The 17,927-nt window shown below is 47.6% G+C and carries 15 protein-coding genes; 8 read left to right on the forward strand and 7 right to left on the reverse strand.

Going from position 1 to position 17,927, the window contains the following annotated elements; genetic code table 11:
* The first annotated feature begins 77 nt into the window (after positions 1–77).
* From pip to C0068_RS07060, 3 genes are all read left to right on the forward strand, one after another.
* Complete coding sequence (gene pip / locus C0068_RS07050; RefSeq protein ID WP_103683790.1) at positions 78–1,049, forward strand: prolyl aminopeptidase; 972 nt, start codon at positions 78–80, stop codon at positions 1,047–1,049.
* 35 nt (positions 1,050–1,084) lie between these two features.
* Positions 1,085–1,522 carry a D-aminoacyl-tRNA deacylase gene (dtd, locus tag C0068_RS07055; RefSeq protein ID WP_103683791.1) on the forward strand — a complete coding sequence of 146 codons (438 nt, stop codon included), beginning with the start codon at positions 1,085–1,087 and terminating at the stop codon, positions 1,520–1,522.
* Between the two features lie 129 nt (positions 1,523–1,651).
* On the forward strand, positions 1,652–2,251 hold the full coding sequence (locus C0068_RS07060) for an outer membrane beta-barrel protein (RefSeq protein WP_103683792.1): 600 nt from the start codon (positions 1,652–1,654) through the stop codon (positions 2,249–2,251).
* Between the two features lie 57 nt (positions 2,252–2,308).
* Here the strand turns inward: C0068_RS07060 and aceK are convergent, their stop codons facing one another.
* The 5 genes from aceK to C0068_RS07090 form a co-directional block, all read right to left on the reverse strand.
* Positions 2,309–4,042: a bifunctional isocitrate dehydrogenase kinase/phosphatase gene (gene aceK, locus C0068_RS07065; protein WP_103683793.1), complete on the reverse strand. Its 1,734-nt coding sequence runs from the start codon at positions 4,040–4,042 to the stop codon at positions 2,309–2,311.
* A gap of 333 nt (positions 4,043–4,375) precedes the next feature.
* Positions 4,376–5,410 (reverse strand): LLM class F420-dependent oxidoreductase, encoded by a 1,035-nt coding sequence (locus C0068_RS07075; protein WP_103683794.1) that lies wholly within the window; start codon positions 5,408–5,410, stop codon positions 4,376–4,378.
* Positions 5,411–5,483: 73 nt separating this feature from the next.
* Positions 5,484–5,963 (reverse strand): ribonuclease E activity regulator RraA, encoded by a 480-nt coding sequence (gene rraA / locus C0068_RS07080; RefSeq protein ID WP_103683795.1) that lies wholly within the window; start codon positions 5,961–5,963, stop codon positions 5,484–5,486.
* A 76-nt stretch (positions 5,964–6,039) separates the two neighbouring features.
* Positions 6,040–6,603 carry a hypothetical protein gene (locus tag C0068_RS07085; RefSeq protein ID WP_103683796.1) on the reverse strand — a complete coding sequence of 188 codons (564 nt, stop codon included), beginning with the start codon at positions 6,601–6,603 and terminating at the stop codon, positions 6,040–6,042.
* Between the two features lie 226 nt (positions 6,604–6,829).
* The gene (locus tag C0068_RS07090; protein WP_103683797.1) at positions 6,830–8,428 is read right to left on the reverse strand and encodes an isocitrate lyase; all 1,599 of its coding nucleotides are present in this window, start codon (positions 8,426–8,428) and stop codon (positions 6,830–6,832) included.
* Positions 8,429–8,757: 329 nt separating this feature from the next.
* On the opposite strand from C0068_RS07090, the gene C0068_RS07095 reads away from it, so the two are divergent.
* Positions 8,758–10,941: a malate synthase G gene (locus tag C0068_RS07095; RefSeq protein ID WP_103683798.1), complete on the forward strand. Its 2,184-nt coding sequence runs from the start codon at positions 8,758–8,760 to the stop codon at positions 10,939–10,941.
* A 146-nt stretch (positions 10,942–11,087) separates the two neighbouring features.
* Here C0068_RS07095 and C0068_RS07100 read toward each other — a convergent pair whose 3' ends face one another.
* Together C0068_RS07100 and C0068_RS07105 are read right to left on the reverse strand one after the other, a co-directional pair.
* Positions 11,088–12,266, reverse strand: a complete 1,179-nt coding sequence (locus C0068_RS07100; protein WP_103683799.1) for a sulfotransferase family protein — start codon at positions 12,264–12,266, stop codon at positions 11,088–11,090.
* Positions 12,267–12,287: 21 nt separating this feature from the next.
* Complete coding sequence (locus tag C0068_RS07105) at positions 12,288–13,307, reverse strand: NAD(P)H-dependent amine dehydrogenase family protein (RefSeq protein WP_103683800.1); 1,020 nt, start codon at positions 13,305–13,307, stop codon at positions 12,288–12,290.
* 62 nt (positions 13,308–13,369) lie between these two features.
* Here C0068_RS07105 and C0068_RS07110 point away from each other — a divergent pair, with 62 nt between their 5' ends.
* The 4 genes from C0068_RS07110 (at position 13,370) to C0068_RS07125 (ending at position 17,783) form a co-directional block, all read left to right on the forward strand.
* A complete protein-coding gene (locus C0068_RS07110) occupies positions 13,370–14,017 on the forward strand; it encodes a TetR/AcrR family transcriptional regulator (RefSeq protein ID WP_103683801.1) in 648 nt (215 codons plus the stop codon).
* 462 nt (positions 14,018–14,479) lie between these two features.
* The gene (locus tag C0068_RS07115; protein WP_103683802.1) at positions 14,480–15,673 is read left to right on the forward strand and encodes a sulfotransferase family protein; all 1,194 of its coding nucleotides are present in this window, start codon (positions 14,480–14,482) and stop codon (positions 15,671–15,673) included.
* Positions 15,674–15,751: 78 nt separating this feature from the next.
* On the forward strand, positions 15,752–16,948 hold the full coding sequence (locus tag C0068_RS07120; protein WP_103683803.1) for a DUF1214 domain-containing protein: 1,197 nt from the start codon (positions 15,752–15,754) through the stop codon (positions 16,946–16,948).
* 58 nt (positions 16,949–17,006) lie between these two features.
* Positions 17,007–17,783 (forward strand): SDR family NAD(P)-dependent oxidoreductase, encoded by a 777-nt coding sequence (locus tag C0068_RS07125; protein WP_103683804.1) that lies wholly within the window; start codon positions 17,007–17,009, stop codon positions 17,781–17,783.
* The last annotated feature ends 144 nt before the right edge of the window (positions 17,784–17,927 follow it).

Here is a 17,927-nt window from a genome sequence, read left to right on the forward strand (position 1 = left end):
CCCCTATTTGAGTACATACCGATACGCCAGCGACTGCGCTACACTGAATAGGCGCAATTCTCTTATTGGTTATCGCTATGCTTACTTTGTATCCAGATATAAAGCCCTATAGTACCCACCGTTTGCCGGTGCAAGCCCCCCATATACTCTATGTAGAAGAATCCGGAAACCCCGATGGCATTCCTGTGCTCTTTGTTCACGGTGGCCCCGGTGCTGGCTGCAGCCCAAGGGCGCGCTGCTTTTTTGATCCAGAGCGATATCGAATTATTTTATTTGATCAGCGCGGCTGTGGTCGCTCCGAGCCTCACGCTTGCTTAGACAATAACTCAACCCCCGCGCTTATCGCGGATATGGAACATATTCGGCAGCACCTGAATGTAGATAAATGGGTATTGTTTGGCGGCTCCTGGGGTTCTACATTGAGTCTCGCCTATGCGCAGGCCCACGCTGAACGCGTTCAAGCCATGATTTTGCGCGGCATATTTTTATGCCGTCCTAGAGAGCTTTCTTGGTTTTATGCCGAGGGTGGTGCGAGCAGAGTCTTCCCCGATTACTGGCAGGACTTTAGTGATTGCGTTGCGCCGCGAGACGGCGAGAATCGCATTCAGGCTTATCATCGTGTATTACACGGTGAGAACGAAGTGGCGCGTATGTCGGCGGCAAAGGCGTGGTCGCTATGGGAGGCCCGTTGTTCAACATTGCGGCCAAATCACGACGTAGAAGATCATTTAATGGATGCCCATACGGCTGTGGCGATGTCGCATATAGAAACCCATTACTTTGTTAATGACGCGTTTATGGAGGAAAATCAGCTGCTCAATAATATGGCGGCAATAGAGAATATCCCTGGAATTATTGTGCACGGCCGCTATGACATGATCTGCCCATTAGAGAGTGCGGTGGAGCTTCATCAGCATTGGCCAAGTTCTGAGCTGCACATTATTCGCGACGCAGGCCACTCAGCCTTTGAGGCAAGTATTGCCGATGCGCTAGTGAAAGCGAGCGATGATATTGCCGATTTACTGACTGACGGCGAGCTAAGTTATTAATTTTTTAAGTATGAAATAGTAAAAGCAGAGGATGAATGAAGGCATTATTACAACGCGTGCGCAGAGCAAGCGTAGAGGTAGAAGGGCAGTGCGTAGGTGAAATTGAGCAAGGTTTATTGGTGTTTTTGGGTTTAGAAAAGGAAGACGGCGAGGAGGCGCTAGCAAAACTAATTTCGCGAATATTAGCTTATCGGGTGTTTGCCGATGAGCAGGGGCGTATGAATAAGTCGGTTGCAGATATTGCCGGCGGCGTTTTACTAGTCTCGCAATTCACCTTGGCGGCCGACACTAAAAAGGGGCTGCGTCCCGGCTTCTCTACAGCAGCGGAACCCGCTCGCGCAAGGCAGCTATACGAGTTTGCATTGGCTGACTTGAGTGGCAAACATCCGGTGGTCGCCAGCGGAGAGTTTGGTGCAGATATGCAAATTAGTTTGTTAAACGATGGCCCCGTTACCTTTTTATTAGAAGCGTGACGATGTGGGATTTTTAAAATAGTTCATTATTTTTTTACCATTGGTATTAATACACCGTCCTAGAGTTTTCAGGAACTGTTTGCTTAAACGCAGTCTAAATCGCTGTCTACACTATGGAGAGCGAAAATTATGTTAAACAAAAAAATGCTATTACTTGCCACAGGCTTCGCCAGCGCAATGTCAGCAGGACCATTATTCGCGAAAGATTTTAGTTATACCTATGTTGAAGCTGGCTTTGCAGATGTTGAGGTCGACAACAACGACGCCGACGAATTTTATGCTGGCGGTTCCTTAGCTTTAGATAGAAATATTTTTGTTCGCGGATCACTCGGTAATCTTGATTTCAATCGAAACCAAGAATTTGACACCGTTAGTATTGGTGTTGGCCATCCAATGAAGATGTCTGATCGTACCGACTTGGTTGCATCTTTAGATTACAGTTTTGCTGAGTCTGAAAGCACCAACTCCGCATTGGATGATATTGATATCGACACCTTAACAGGTGGCGTAATGTCACGTACTTGGCTTACCAATAATATTGAAGGTAATTTGAGTGCTGGCTTGGCTTACCAAGATGTTGATGGAGATTCTGATGCCGGTGCAGTATTAGGCGCGGGTTTGCGGGTTTATATTGTTCCGCAGTTTTCGGTGGCCGGTAAAATTAGTCGCAGCTTTGTAGGCGATTACGATACTGATTCAGTGGGTATTAATGCGCGTTTGCAGTTCTAATTTTTAAAGTTTAAAAAATGAAAAGGGCGCTGTGCGCCCTTTTTTTGTGCCCGCAATTTAGAATGATGGTCGCTGTTGGAAGCGCTGCTTTTTCCGGTAGGGGAATACATCTGCGACATAGCCGTTGCGAATGGTTTCCTGTAATCCTTGCCAGTATGCGGGGTCGTATAGATCGCTGTGCAAAGCGTCGAAGACTTTTTTGGCGCGCTGATTTCCCGAGAAAAATAATCTAAATTCCTCTGGGAAAACATCCTCGGGTTTTACCTCATACCAGGGCTGGGTTGCCATTGCCTGCTCGTCATTTTTGGGCTCGGGTAGTTTGCGAAAGTTGCAGTCGGTAAGTGGGCAAATTTCGTCATAGTCGTAGAAAACCACACGGCCGTGACGGGTAACGCCAAAGTTTTTCAGTAGCATATCACCAGGGAATATATTACCCGCAGCGAGCTGCTTTATTGCGTTGCCATATTCCCCCATCACGCTTTCTAATTGCTGTTCGTTGCAGTCTTTTAGGTATAGGTTTAGCGGCGTCATTTTACGTTCGATATAAACGTGTTTGAGTAGCAGGGCATTACCACTAACACTAATTTTTGAGGGCGCTTCTTTTTCTAATTCGGCAATGAGTTCGTCAGAAAAGCGCCGGCGATCAAATGCTAAGTTATTAAATTCTTGGGTGTCAGCCATGCGGCCACCGCGATCCCAGCGCTTTACTAAGCTATAGCATTGGCGAACGTGTTCTTGGCTCATGTCTTTGGGTGGTGTGAAGCGGTCTTTAATAACTTTGTATACATAGCCAAAATCGGGGCGGGTGAACACCAGCATCACCATACCCTTTATACCCGGGGCGATAATATAAGGCTCTTCACTTTTGCTGGTGTCGCCGACGGCGAAACGGTAAAACTCCGTTTTGCCGTGTTTGGGCATGCCGATGGCACTATAGAGTTCGAAGATTTCCTTATGGGGCATTAGCCTGTGTAAGAAGGCGATATATTCCGATGGGATGGATGTGTCGACCATGAAATAGCTGCGGCTAAAACTAAATAATATAGAAATATCGTCGGGATCGTGTAGTACGGTGTCGACAAAAATAGATTTGTTTTCGCTATGTAAAATAGGTAATACAAAGGGCATATTGAAGTCGCCGCTAACAATGCGGCCTACTAAATATGCGGCTTTGTTTCGGAAGAATAATGACTCCAGTGTTTCTACATAAACTTCTTTGTCTTTATCGCGAATTTTTGGAATTAGAACACGATTAACCACTTCCATGATAAAGCCAACATCGCGTTGTTGGTCTTCCCAGGGAATGTTGAACTCACAGTCGTCTAGCATTGAGCGAACGATATCGGCTGCGTTTTCACCGTCAAAGCGGTAGCGTTTTAATATGGATTCGCTGGCGATGGGTGGCCGTTCTTGGTTCGATGTTAATGCAAAGGTGTGTATGTCGCGGATTTTTTCGTGGTCAAAAACATAGCAGTAAATGGAATTAAAAAACGACTGCGCAATTTCATAGTTGTCGTGATTTTGAATTAGTTCGGCGTATTCTTGCTTGGCGATTTCCCAGTTGTCGCGATTCTCTACACTACCGCCGGTGATGGTGTAAGCAGCTTCTGCAACGATGGAACGCTTTTGTTTCCACAGCGCCAAGCGGTCGCGAATAGCCTTCTGCGCGCCGTGCCAATCTGCCGCTTCAAAGCGAGCTTGGGCGCCTAGGGTAATGTTTTTGTATTCCGCAAAAAACGCATCAAAGCCATTTAAAATGGCCATGGCCAGCCGGCGAGTATTAGTGGTCACGTTGTTGTGTTGTCCTTGAGGCTACTGTTAGTTTATTGCGCTAGGCAGTCTGACGTCTGAAGTCGGATGTCTGACGAAAAAGAAGCGCGCATCGCTTGCTCTCATCACCCTTGTGATTAATCATTTTCCGACTTCCGACTTCCGACTTCCGACTTCCGACTTCCGACTTCCGACTTCCGACTTCCGACTTCCGACTTCCGACTTCCGACTTCCGACTTCCGACTTCCGACTTCCGACTTCCGACTTCCGACTTCCGACTTCCGACTTCCGACTTCCGACTTCCGACTTCCGACTTCCGACTTCCGACTTCCGACTTCCGTCAAGCTTCTCCCCTTAAAGGAAGCAATCCGCCATGACTTCCATCGCTTCTGCTTGTGCGCAGTTAAGCAGCATAGAGTTTACTTCGCCACGCTTTGATGCGGCTTTCCAGTCGGCGGCGCGTTCACGTATGCGTGCTTCTGGTCCGACTAAGGCAATTTCATCTACCAATGCATCGGGTACTGCATTGCGAGCCTCGTCTTTTTTACCGGCTAAATATAAGTCCTGAACCTGCTCTGCGGCGTCGCCGTAGCCCATACGCGAAGCATAGTCGGTATAAAAGTTTTTACCCTTAGCGCCCATGCCGCCAATATAAAGCGCAAGAAAGTCTTTGATGAAGTAGCGGCAGCCGTCGATATTGTCGTCCATGATTACGCCGACAAAGGGCGCAACGTCGAAGTCTGCTTTGCTGCGTCCAGATTTTTCTAGGCCTTTGCTAATGCTGGGTTCAAGAACGGAGTATTTTTCTGGGCTCATCCATACTGGGAAGACACCGTCAGCAACTTCTGCAGAGGCAGACACGCCCGCCGGTGTAATGGAGGCGGTGTAAATGGGGATGCTTGGGTCGCCATGCAAAATTGATTTTAAGGGTTTGCCAAGACCGGTTGCGCCGGGGCCTTTATAGGGCATTTGGTACATGCCGCCGTCAAACTCTACAGGGCCTTCGCGTTCAAAAATCTTTTTCATGATTTGAATATATTCGCGGGTACGTGTGACGGGCTTGCCATAGGGAACGCCGTGCCAGCCTTCGACCACCTGAGGGCCGGAGGCGCCGAGGCCAACGATAAAACGTCCGCCAGAGAGTTGATCTAAACTCATGGCGGTCATTGCACACATCGCGGGGGTCCGCGCTGGCATTTGCATTATGGCGGTGCCGACTTTGATCGTGCTGGTTTGCGCCAATATCCAAGCTGCGGGAGTCACGGCGTCGGAGCCGTAAGCTTCGGCTGTCCACACTGAGTCGAAGCCTAGCGATTCAGCTTGTTTTACGGTGTCCATTGGCAGCGACAGTTTTGCGCCAGAGTAGCCGAGTAATAGTCCGAGTTTCATATGCGTCTCCCGCATTAGGTTTTATTTTAGTTAAGCTAGAGTTTCAAGATGACAGAATAGCTCATTTGCCGACTTATAAGGCATCCGCAGATACGATGATACCGCTTAGATCTGCGTAGAGGTATTCGCCGGGCTTAATGCTGGTGCCACCAAATTCGAGTTGCACATCGCAGCGGCCATCACCTAGTTTTTCCGTTTTGCGGGGCACGCTGCCAAGGGCCATGATGCCGATGGGCATAGGGGCAATTTCTTCTACGTCGCGAAGGTAGCCGTAAATCACTATGCCAGCCCAGCCGTTGTCGACGGCGGCTTTTGCAAGATTGTCGCCCAGTAGTGAGCGTCGTGGTGAGCCGCCGCCATCAACGACGAGTACGCGGCCATTTCCTGCTTCTTTTACGCGCTCGGCAACTTTGGAATTGTCTTCAAAGCATTTAATCGTCGCAATTTGACCGCTAAAATTTTGACTTCCACCGTAGTGACGAAAAGCGCCTTCTATTACTCGTACTTTGTCGCCATGCTCGTCACAGAGGTCTGGGGTAGAAATAATACTCATACTGGCTCCTGCTAATAGTGGTGATGAATAATGAGGCTAAGCATGCTTTCTTTAGTCTCTCGTTGTGCGCTTAAATCTACGCGTTAATCAGGCTTAGGTAGGCGCTGTCGATGTCTGCATCGTAATACGCCATTCCGAGTTTGTTTAAATATTCCATGCGCTCAGCTTTCATTAAATCTATGTCTGGCGCGCCTAAACCATTTTGCTCATAAATGTTGGCCAAGTAGGCCATAAACTCTTCGCCTTCTTTTAACAGCAGCAAGCTTGCGGCGCCGACGTCAGGTTTTACTTTGGCGTTTAGATCTTCTGGCAGCTCTACGGCAAGCACCACGGGATGCTCGCTACCTTCAATACGAACACTGCGGTTTCGTACGGTTTGCTCTGCCCAGTAAAATGCCAATTCCTTGCTTTGTGTTAAAAACACCGGTTCCACTGACTCGGTATAGTCGTTACCGATTGTTGCCATCGTTTTTTTAGCGGCTTCTTTTAGTGCTTTGTCGCCAGAGCGCTTTAAGCCCTGTGCTTTGATTGAGTCCACGAGTGCTGATGAGGTGCCGTGATACCAGACTTTACTTGAGGCAAAGCCTTGTTCACTCAATAAATTCTTTGCGTCTTGTAGAAAATCAGGTGTGTTGGCCATATAGATAATCACTTGTTTGTTTGATCAGATTAAAGCAGACATTGGAATACTAACGTAAAACGCTGTTTGATTCTTTTGTGATGCTACTAAGGTCTGCGCTAACGGGCGTTAAGCAAATTTTAGCTATAAAAAAGGCGGCACCTGCAATTAGGGGCCGCCTTTTATTTTTAGCGAAGCTTGTACCTTGATGTTGCAGAGCAATCAGCAAGGTACTAACAGGTCGAACTTAGTTGAACTGGTTCGACGTGTTTTTCGCGCCACCTGCTTTCAGTGCAAGCTCGCCAGCGTAGTATTCTTTGTGGTCGTCACCCATGTCTGAACCAGACATGTTTTGGTGCTTAACACAGGCGATACCCTGACGGATTTCTTTGCGCTGTACGCCGGCAACATAGCCCAGCATACCTTGCTCACCGAAGTACTCTTTTGCGAGGTTGTCAGTAGACAGCGCCGCAGTGTGGTAAGTCGGCAGAGTGATCAGGTGGTGGAATACGTTTGCTTCACGAGCGGTATCTGCTTGGAAAGTCTTGATGCGCGCATCAGCAACTGCCGCCAATTCAGACTCGTCGTATTCAGCAGACATCAGGTTTGAACGATCGTAGGCAGATACGTCTTTACCTTCTTCTACCCACGTGTCGTAGGTTTGCTGACGGAAGTTCAGTGTCCAGTTGAAAGAGGGCGAGTTGTTGTAAACCAACTTCGCGTCTGGGTGAACTTTACGAACTTCGTCCATCATGCCTTTGATTTCATGAACTGTTGGAACGGCGGTTTCAATCCACAACAGGTCGGCACCTGCGTTAATGGCTTCGATACAGTCGAATACGCAACGCTCATGGCCAGTACCTTCACGGAACTGGTACAAGCCAGAAGGCAGACGCTTAGGACGAACCAGTTTGCCGTTACGGTTGAAGCACACATCGCCTTCAGCCATATCCGCTACGTCGATTTCTTCAACGTCTAGGAATGAGTTGTATACGTCACCTTGATCGCCGGGCTCTTTAACAACGGCGATTTCTTTGGTCAGGCCAGCACCTTCAGAGTCAGTACGTGCAACGATAACGCCGTTATCAACGCCCAGTTCCAAGAAAGCGTAACGCAATGCGCGCAATTTAGTGTGGAAGTCAGCGTGAGGTACGGTTACTTTGCCGTCCTGGTGGCCACACTGCTTTTCATCAGCAACTTGGTTTTCGATCTGCAAGCAGCAAGCGCCAGCTTCGATCATTTGCTTGGCCATCAGGTAGGTTGCTTCTGCATTACCGAAACCAGCGTCGATATCGGCAACAATAGGTACTACGTGAGTAACATGGTTGTCGATTTGGTCTTGGATTTTAGCTTCTTCAGCAGCGTCGCCAGCTTCACGAGCGGCGTCTAATGCGCGGAATAAGCCACCCAGTTCGCGGGCATCAGCTTGACGAAGGAAGGTGTAAAGCTCACGTACTAAGTCAGCAACCGCTGTTTTTTCGTGCATTGACTGGTCGGGCAGAGGACCGAACTCAGAGCGCAGTGCTGCAACCATCCAGCCAGACAGGTACAAGTAGCGGCGATCTGTTTTGCCATTGAAGTGTTTCTTGATAGAAATCATCTTCTGTTGGCCGATAAAGCCGTGCCAGCAACCCAAAGACTGGGTGTATTTGGTCTTGTCTTTGTCAAAGGCCGCCATGTCTGCACGCATGATGTCGGCAGTGTATTTGGCGATGTCTAGACCAGTTTTGAATTTGTTCTGGGCACGCATGCGTGCTGCAGATTCTGGGTTGATGGCGTCCCAGCTGCTGCCAGCTTGTTCTTTAAGTGAGGCAACTGCCTGAATGTCTGAGTCTAAAGTTGACATATGTGGTCCCTATTTTGTTGCGGGTTTGGTGGTGTAATGGCGGCCAGTTTACGCGGGGTGCTTTAATTTTTCTAATTTATACTTATTATTTCGAGTATTCACTTTGAAAATGTGGTTTGCGTCTTCGCCCCTAAGGATCTATATAGCTACAAAGACATTAGCTGCAGATGAATAGAAGTACTCGTTCGTCTTAGTATAGTCTTTAATTTCGGCCGCGTTATTCATATTGAAAATAACAGTGATAATATGGATAAATTTGCAGAATTATCCTCAGCTGCTAGGATAGTCCCCTAATTATTGCCAAATTTCGATTTCAAAAAGGAGTGTTTATGTCTTCGGCCATTTCCAGAGTACAGCACAGCGGACTTCAAATTGCCGATGTACTTTATCGTTTGGTCAATGATGAAGTCGCTCCTGGTACAGGCATTAGCCCTGACGATTTTTGGGCTGCATTTGCAGACATATTAAAGGACTTAGCACCTAAAAATCGTGAATTGCTGCAAAAACGCGAAACTATTCAGGCGCAGATTGACGACTGGCACCGCGCTAATGCGGGCAAGTTCGACGCGGTTGCCTACAAAGCGTTTCTGCAAGAAATAAACTATTTACTGCCAGAACCTGCAGATTTTAATGTCGCTACTGAAAATGTCGACGAAGAAATTGCGGCCTTGGCAGGCCCGCAGTTGGTTGTACCGGTAATGAACGCGCGCTACGCACTTAACGCAGCTAATGCGCGTTGGGGCAGTTTGTATGATGCGCTTTACGGCACCGATGTTATTTCCGAGGCCGATGGCGCTGACAAAGGCAAAGGCTACAACCCTGTTCGCGGTGCAAAGGTTATTGCTTATGCTCGTCAGTTCCTTGATCAACACACTAGCTTGAGCGATGGCAGTCATGCCGACGCGACCTTGTACAGCGTTGTTGATGGTGCATTGGCTGTAACTTTAGCGAATGGCAGCGAAACGGGATTGGCAGACCCCTCGCAATTTGTGGGCTATTTGGGCGACGCTGCTGCGCCGACCAATATTTTACTGATCAATAATGGTCTGCATATCGATATCCAAATTGATGATCAGCACCCTATTGGTAAAGACGATGCTGCCCGTGTTAAAGACGTGGTGTTGGAATCTGCGCTGACGACTATTCAAGACTGTGAAGATTCGGTTGCTGCCGTAGACGCCGATGACAAAGTTGAGGTTTACCGCAATTGGTTGGGCCTCATGAAGGGCGATCTTCAAGAAGCCTTTGTAAAAGGCGGTAAAGAGCTAGTTCGCACACTCGCGGCTGACCGCGTATTCACTGCCGCTGGCGGTGGCGAAACAGTATTACACGGCCGCAGTTTATTGTTGGTGCGCAATGTTGGTCACTTGATGACAAACGGCGCAATCATCGACGCCGACGGTTTTGAGGTGCCAGAGGGCATCATGGATGCCATGGTGACCGTGCTTGCCGCCATGCACGATTTAAAGCAGACCGGTGCATTGCGCAATTCACGCGCGGGTAGCGTATATATTGTTAAACCCAAAATGCATGGCCCTGAAGAAGTGGCCTTTGCTGCGGAGCTGTTCTCGCGGGTTGAAGATGCGTTCGGTTTGGCACGCAATACCTTAAAAATTGGCATTATGGATGAAGAGCGCCGCACCACGGTGAACTTGAAGGCCTGTATTGCGGCAGTACCTGAGCGAGTTATTTTTATTAACACCGGCTTCCTTGATCGCACTGGTGATGAGATCCACACCAGCATGGAAGCGGGTCCGTTTGTTCGCAAAGCCGATATGAAACAGCAGGCTTGGATCAAAGCCTATGAAGATTGGAACGTCGATATTGGTTTGACCTGTGGTTTAAGTGGTCATGCGCAAATTGGTAAAGGGATGTGGGCCATGCCAGATGAAATGGCGGCAATGATGGATGCCAAAATTGGCCATCCGCAAGCTGGCGCTAACTGCGCATGGGTGCCTTCGCCAACGGCGGCAACCTTGCACGTAATGCATTACCACCAAGTCAATGTGTTGTCGGTACAAGAGCAATTGGCTAGCCGTCAGCGCGCTGCACTGGATGATATTTTGACTATCCCTGTGGCACAAAATCCAAATTGGAGCGCAGAGGAAATTCAGCAAGAGTTGGATAACAACGCTCAGGGCATGTTGGGTTATGTGGTGCGCTGGATTGATAACGGTGTAGGTTGTTCAAAAGTGCCAGACATTAACGATGTTGGTTTGATGGAAGACCGCGCGACACTGCGGATTTCAAGCCAGCACATCGCTAACTGGTTGCGTCATGGTGTTTGTACTGAGGCACAGGTGCTAGAAACCTTGAAGCGTATGGCGGCGGTGGTTGATCGCCAAAACGCGAGTGACGCTGACTACACGCCAATGGCCGATAATTTTGACGACAGCGTGGCCTTCCAAGCGGCGTTGGAATTAGTGCTTAAGGGTTGCGAACAGCCAAGCGGCTATACCGAGCCGGTGTTGCATAGCCGTCGTATTGAATACAAAGCCAAGCACGCGGGCTAAGTTTTAACAAAACCCGCGTCTTGTAACAGTTTCCTGTCAGTGAGGCTTGGCCCGGATTTTCCGGGCCTTTTTTATATTGGCCATATAAAAACGGCGCGATCTTACCGTTGTTAAATGACGCCAAGCAGGCAAGGAATCATTCCGAATCAGCGTTCAATAAATCGTTTAATGTAATCGCCGAAGCGCTCGTTAATCATCGCTTCACTCAGACCAAATTCGTCGAGGGAGTATTCGTGTTTACCAAAGCGGTGTTGTTCATTATTGCTGTGCCAAGCTGCCATTGATTGATAGGCGGGCTCAGTTATTTTGCGTCCAGCGCGCTTGTAAACTCGTTCAACAATACTCATGGGATTTTCTCGCACATCTCCGTAGCGGGCATCGACGATGCAGCGATCCAAGCCCAATTTGTCCCGAGAGGCGAGATAGCGATCCATTGCCATACCCCAGTAGCGCATAACTTCGCGGCCAATCTCATGTTTATCGACAGGTGCCGATCGTAGTGTCCACATCGCGCTGACAAATTTAGCCCACGAGGGAATGGTTTGCAGTGGGTCGCGATGGGTGTGCAAAATTGTGGCCTTGGGGAAGTTGGCAAGCAGCGATTCCATATGGGCGATATAACCCACACCTTTCATCACCCATGGCCGATCTTTTCTGCCGCCGTCCTGCCATTGCAGGTATTGCACCAGTGATTTCATGTAGGCAAATGGTACAGCGCTGGAGCGGGCCATAACCCAGTCTAAATAGCTGGGAGAGAATACCATTTGATTCCAAATCCAGTCGTCAAAGGTAAACATGCCCAGTAGCCAGTCTTCGTCTACTTCTTGCTCTTCCATATGATGGGCAGCGTGAACTGCAGAGTTGTCTGTTGCTACCAAATTGGCACTGCCCGCTTGAGCAATGCGCGGATCTGGCTGACCGGGGATTGCGTCGGGAAAGGGGGCGGGATTCCATAAGCGCCAGAACGCCATTTTTTGCACATTGTTCGGTGCCGACAGAATTTTTTGCATTTTAGTCGTGCCGGAGCGACCTAGGCCTAAAACAATGATGGGATCATCAACCTGCTCTTGCAGAATGTCTGGGTGGGCACTCAGGTCTTGTTGAAATCGCAGGCGATTGACTAGGCAGCGCACAAAATCTGCTTGAATACTTTCAAGCCCCTCTTGGTGTAGCGTGATATGCAAAGGGATGCATTTCAGCAAAACTTTCATGGGCTCGATAAAGCCCATATCGCCAAAGCTACGTAGACCGCTGATTTCGATTGCTTGATTTATCAACGCGTCGGGGTCGAGAGCGGCGGAAATATCAGATTGGGAAAGCGTCATTATTGTATACCTATTCTTGATTTAATTTAGCGCGCTGGAGCGTAGTGGATGATAAGTCCAGATTTCGCGGATGCCAGGTTCTGCTGTCAGTACATCAGGAGCGCGATTAAATAAGCTGCTGGCAGACGCCATATGCGAAGCCTCCCGCACTATCCGCACCTCCATGCTGGGTTTGCCTTTCACTTTCCAGATTAATTGTTCTACTTCATCGGGTTTAAAGTCCCTGTATTCGAAGCAATTGTGAAGAGTGATTCCCTCTTGGGTAGAAATATCTACATGCATTCTGGTGCCTACCACATGGCCGGCGGGTATGGTTTCATTAAGCCAGTGGCTTTGGTGGTCTTCATCCCAAATGATGGGTTCAACCTTTTCTTTTACGTCGATGACATCAAGCCCAAGGGCATCTGCTACGCAAAGCGGTGGGATGATGGCGATGCCACCTAGGCCACCGTTTCCGGCCACGCTTTTTTCTTCAAACTCTTGTACCGTCAAACCGGCGCCGCAAAATCGAAGTAAATGCACGCCTTGGCGAGCGATGTCGGTAAACGAGGTGTGGGTCATAGATTCGATTTCTGTATTTGGCCCTACCGATAGAATGCCGGCCCAAATACGCGTCATATCCCATATGCCGCTGCCAGTAAAAGTAACACCGTGCTTGAGGGCTAGCGATTGGATTCGTTCTGCAATAGCAGGATTTAGGCGGCGCGGATTGCAGGATTCTGCACCGTGACAAAGGATGTTTGCACCCGCTGACATTAGGCGTTCGTAGGAGGGAAAGTTTTCTTCTAGGCGATCAGAGACCGCAACAAAGGCTAAGTCCGCATTTAGTTGTGAGTAATCAGCTGTCTCGCAATCTTCTACCAAAAGACCAATAGGCTCCCTGCCAATGAGTGTGCCGAGATCCCGGCCGACCTTGTCGCCGGCGCGATTGTAAGCGCCGACAATTTCCCAGCCTTTGTCTAAGGCGAAGCCAGCAAGTTGCTGACCGACAAAGCCGAGACCATATACTGCAATGCGCGGCGAGATGTTTGAAGTTTTCATGTTAGTATTTCCAGTCCTGTTAATGGGTTTTAAATTTCCTGACTCTGGTGTTGACTAATAAAATGGAAAAAGACACGTATCAGCTTATTCGCCCCAATGACGCAATGCGTCGCCAGCCGAAACAAGATCGATCTATCAAGGTCGTTAACGCCATTGTCGAGGCAGCGCATAGCATTTTGTTAGAACACGGTCGTGGCGCTTTATCTACAACAACGCTGGAAGTGGTTTCGGGTGTGCCAAAATCGTCCATTTATCAATATTTTCCTAATCTAGATACCATCGTTTTCGAGGTGTATCGCTTAGTCATACGCAAGCAGCATTTAAAGGGCTATCAAGAGTTTCCGCGGGATAAAATCCACACCGTACTATCATTTATTTATTGGTTGCTGGACTGGTCTATAGAAATTCACCGTAAAGTACTGGAGGTAGATAAAACCCTACTCGTGGAGCACAAAGGCTTTTGGGATGCCTGGCAGGAGCTAGATGCAAATATTGCCCCTGAAAGTTCCACAGAGTCCTTTATATATGAACAGTTAAAATCGTGCTCCGACTTTAAGCCTTCCAGTAACGATATGCTGCGTGTTCATGCTCTCGGTCGCGCAGTCCAGCTCATGGTTTATTCTTTAATTAGCGATAATATTGATTTTATTGACGATCCGGAGTTTCGTAACACCTTGGCTAAAATGTGTTATGCAATATTTGCAGATTAGCCTTAAGTGCGTCATATAAAATTTATTATCTTAAATAATTTAAAAATAACTTACCTAAATTTGTAAATGAAAGCCACATATTGTGGGTTGCTCGCACGCTGCGATTGCTTGAAAGCGCCCTAAAATTTGCGCTTAAATCAAAATGACTGCCGGCTATATAAATAAAGTCATTATTATTCAATGGCTTGCGGTGGTTATTTGCATTCTTAAAAGCTGACCTGCATTTCCTTGTTCCGCTCTCCTTGACGTTGCTATATTGGTTCTCGAAATAAAAATAACTCGGGCTTCGTTAGGTCGTCACTTATATTTTTTTAAAAATTATAAATAGTTTTAGAATTTGTACTTCTATTTGTATTCATAATTTTTTGCTTAATTGTGTTTCGGTATTGGCTAGCTCGAGGTTTTGTCGCGAAACTCGGATGAGTTTTAACTAAATTATCAATAATAACTTAAGGTGATGTAATGACGAATCAAGCAGTAAGTGCCGAAGCTCCGGCTATGCCAGAGCCAATCCCATTTTATGTTGAAGATATGTTGGCTGCAGCTAAGAATGCCACTGGTCTTTCTGATTTTGGCGATATGGGCTTTACCACGGGATTGGAAATTTTATGTAATTCCCTTCGGAACGAAGCAAACCTCCATGAAGGTGGTGTGATAGGACAAGGGCAAGAACTACTGCGTTTGCTAGTTAATCGTCTGCGTTATATCGAGGATGTAAAGCGGCACCCCGAAATACGTGAAGAAAAAATTGTCGCGCCGATAGTGGTAGTGGGGTTGCCTAGAACAGGTACGTCTAAACTCCAGCGTGTAATGTCGGGCGATCCGGATGTTCAGCGCCTAGAGGTGTGGCGGCTTTTAAATCCCGCGCCATTCCCTGGTGAGGAGCCCGGCAACCCTGCGGAGCGTATTGAATTTGGCAAAATAGTAGAAGATACATTCCGAACGCAATTTCCGGGTTGGATGGCGCGTCATCCAATGGAAGCGCAAGAACCAGATGAAGAGCTTTTCATTATGGAAATGTCTTTTGAGTCTGCGGTGTCTGCCATGTTGGCTAGAGCGCCTACCTTTAGAGAGTTTTCGGTGAAATGTGATCCGCGCCCGACTTATAAAATATTGTTCGAAATGATGCAGTATTTGCAGTGGCAAGACGGCGGTGAAAAAGGGCGTCCATGGATCATGAAGTCGCCAGTTCACGTTGGATATTTAGATATTCTTTTTGAATTCTTTCCTGATGCAACAGTGGTTCATTGCCATCGTGATCCTGTTAAAACAGTACCTTCGTTCGCGACAACTATTCACGAACTTCGTAAAACCACTACCAATGATATTGATCCAGCCGAAGTTGGGCAGGAGTGGTTCGAGTACTGGGCATCATTGACTGATCGTTATTTAGAAGTGCGTGATAGCTTGCCGCTGGATCGTATTGTGAATGCGCATTTCTCCGAAATTTGTGACGACCCAGTCGCCGTCATTAAGCGAATTTATGCTAAGGCGGGGCGTGAAATGACGCCGCAGGCAATTGAAGGTTGTAAAAATTACAATGAAAGCCGCCCTGCTCATCATTGGGGTGCATACAGTTACACGCTAGAGGAATATGGCCTAAGCGAAGCTGCAATTAAGGCACGATTCGCTGAATACCTGAAAATTTTTGGTTAACAACAAAGCTCGCTCTGATTGATCAAATACCTGTTGCTTGATCAGAGCAAATCTATATTTAGTTTGGAGTTGTCAAAAATGATCAGTTACCAGCTAGAAAGCTGGGGCGATAGCTCGCCCCTTAGTACGGAATCGCCGGCCGTGTGGGATGCCTTTAGTGCGGCCATCAACCAGCTGCAGGGTATTGTTTGGAATGATCCGCGCATTTCGGACGAGATGACGAGAGCGGAAGGTGTACGTTATCTAACGCGCCTTATCGCCGGCGCGATCCCTATGACAATGGAGTCGTGGAATCCGGAGTTCCCCAGCTTCTTCACCTTTTTATCATCACGTATTCAATATGGGCTTCCGGCGGCAGATGCGCTTTACCAATGGGCACCAATACATGGTGACTATGTGTACCGTATCAAAGGACGTCGTGGTACGGCACATATGATGGATATTGAAACTCGCCAAGGGCATTTTGCGCATATTGGTGGTTGGGCCTTATTTGATCGCTGTAGTGAATTTGAGTGCGACGCCGATGGCAATATTGAAATAGTGCTTAGCAAAAATGAGCAGCCTGGCAATTGGGTAAAAATTCCCGATGGGCTTGGTGATCTTATTTTCCGTCAGTATTTTTATGATTGGGTGAATGAAGAGCCTGCGCAGCTGCAGATTAGCCGAGATGGAGCCCGTTACCCAGCGCCGATAGTTAGTCCACATTTAATTGCTCAGCGCACTCGTTTGCTTATTGACTGGTTGCATAATTTACCCGCATTTTTTGCTGAGCAAGTGCAGAGCTACTATCAAGATGCAATAAATACAGTTCGAATTGACGAGGTATCTATTGGCTGGGCGGAGCTGCGCTATGGTAAAGCTAATTACGAATGTGAGCTTGATGAGGCTCTAATTATTGAGGTCGTACCGCCAGAAGCTAAGTACTGGAGCATTCAATTGTATAGTCAGTTCTGGGATGCTCGGGATTGGAATCTCCGCCAAACCTCTATCAACGGATTTCAGGCGGTGCTCGGAGAAGATGGCGTGTTCCGCGCTGTAATTTCCCACGAGGACCCTGGAGTAATTAACTGGCTAGATGCTGCAAATCATCGAACCGGCCTGTTATCACTGCGCTATTTCCGTGCGAAAACGGCGCCGCTACCGACAATTAGACGGGTTAAATTGTCCGAACTGCCTTCAATAATTAATGACCGGAAACTGCTCATCACTTCAGATCAACGAAGTGAGTTGTTGCGGCGACGAGCTGAGTCTGTCGTAAGGCGAAATTGCCTGTAATTCAAAATGTTTAATAGAAAAATATTAAATTTCAAATAACAACCAAAGGAATAGTGCTATGTCTTATTTAGAAAATATGTTCTCAAACAAAGGTCGCGTCGCGCTGGTTACTGGTTCTGGTACCGGTATGGGAGTCAGCTTTGCAAAGGCGTTGGCCAAATCTGGGGCAACGGTTATCTGTGCAGCGCGACGTTTAGATAAAGTTGAGCAGGTCGCAAGTGAAATTAATGCGGCGGGTGGTAAAGCGGTCGCCTATGCCTTAGATATTGGCAACACAGAAAGCGTTAAGAATGTTTTTGATCAAGCATATGAAGCTTTTGGCGTGGTCGATATTTTAGTCAACAACGCCGGTCAAATTCAGTTTAAGCCCTTTCCAGATGTTGAGGATGAAGAGTGGGAAAATTTGCTCAATGTGAATTTAACAGGAACTATGCGCATGGCGCGTGAGTTTTCTAAGCGCCTGATTCCCTTAGACGTGCCCGGCAGTATTGTTAATGTTACGTCTATCACCGGCGTTCAAACTCTGAAGAATGTACCGTGTTACGGCAGCGTAAAGGCAGCATTGAACCAACTTACCAAGCAGATTGCGGCGGACATGTTCGAAACCAAAATTCGTTGCAATGCTATCGCGCCAGGCTATTTCATGACAGAAATGGTGGATTGGTATTTTGAAACGGAACAAGGGCAGGCCGAGGTTGCACGGCTGCCATCTAAGCGCATCGGCAATGTAGAGGAGTTGGAAGGCACCTTATTGCTATTGAGTAGTCAGGCTTCTAGCTTTGTTAATGGTGCGGTGATTCCCGTCGATTACGGTCACAATATTTTACTTGCCTAGTGGGCTTGCTTCTTAATTTCAATCTCGTCTATTATTGATAAATAAATCAATAATAGACGAGAAGAAGGCGGCTCATCATCCTTCTCAATTTTTCTGAAAATTCAGTGCAGCAACCAATCGCAATTTATAAAAATTATATTCGCA

Origin of the sequence: Zhongshania marina (assembly GCF_002915595.1) — a bacterium.
In the GTDB taxonomy this organism is placed as follows: Bacteria; Pseudomonadota; Gammaproteobacteria; order Pseudomonadales; family Spongiibacteraceae; genus Spongiibacter; species Spongiibacter marinus_B.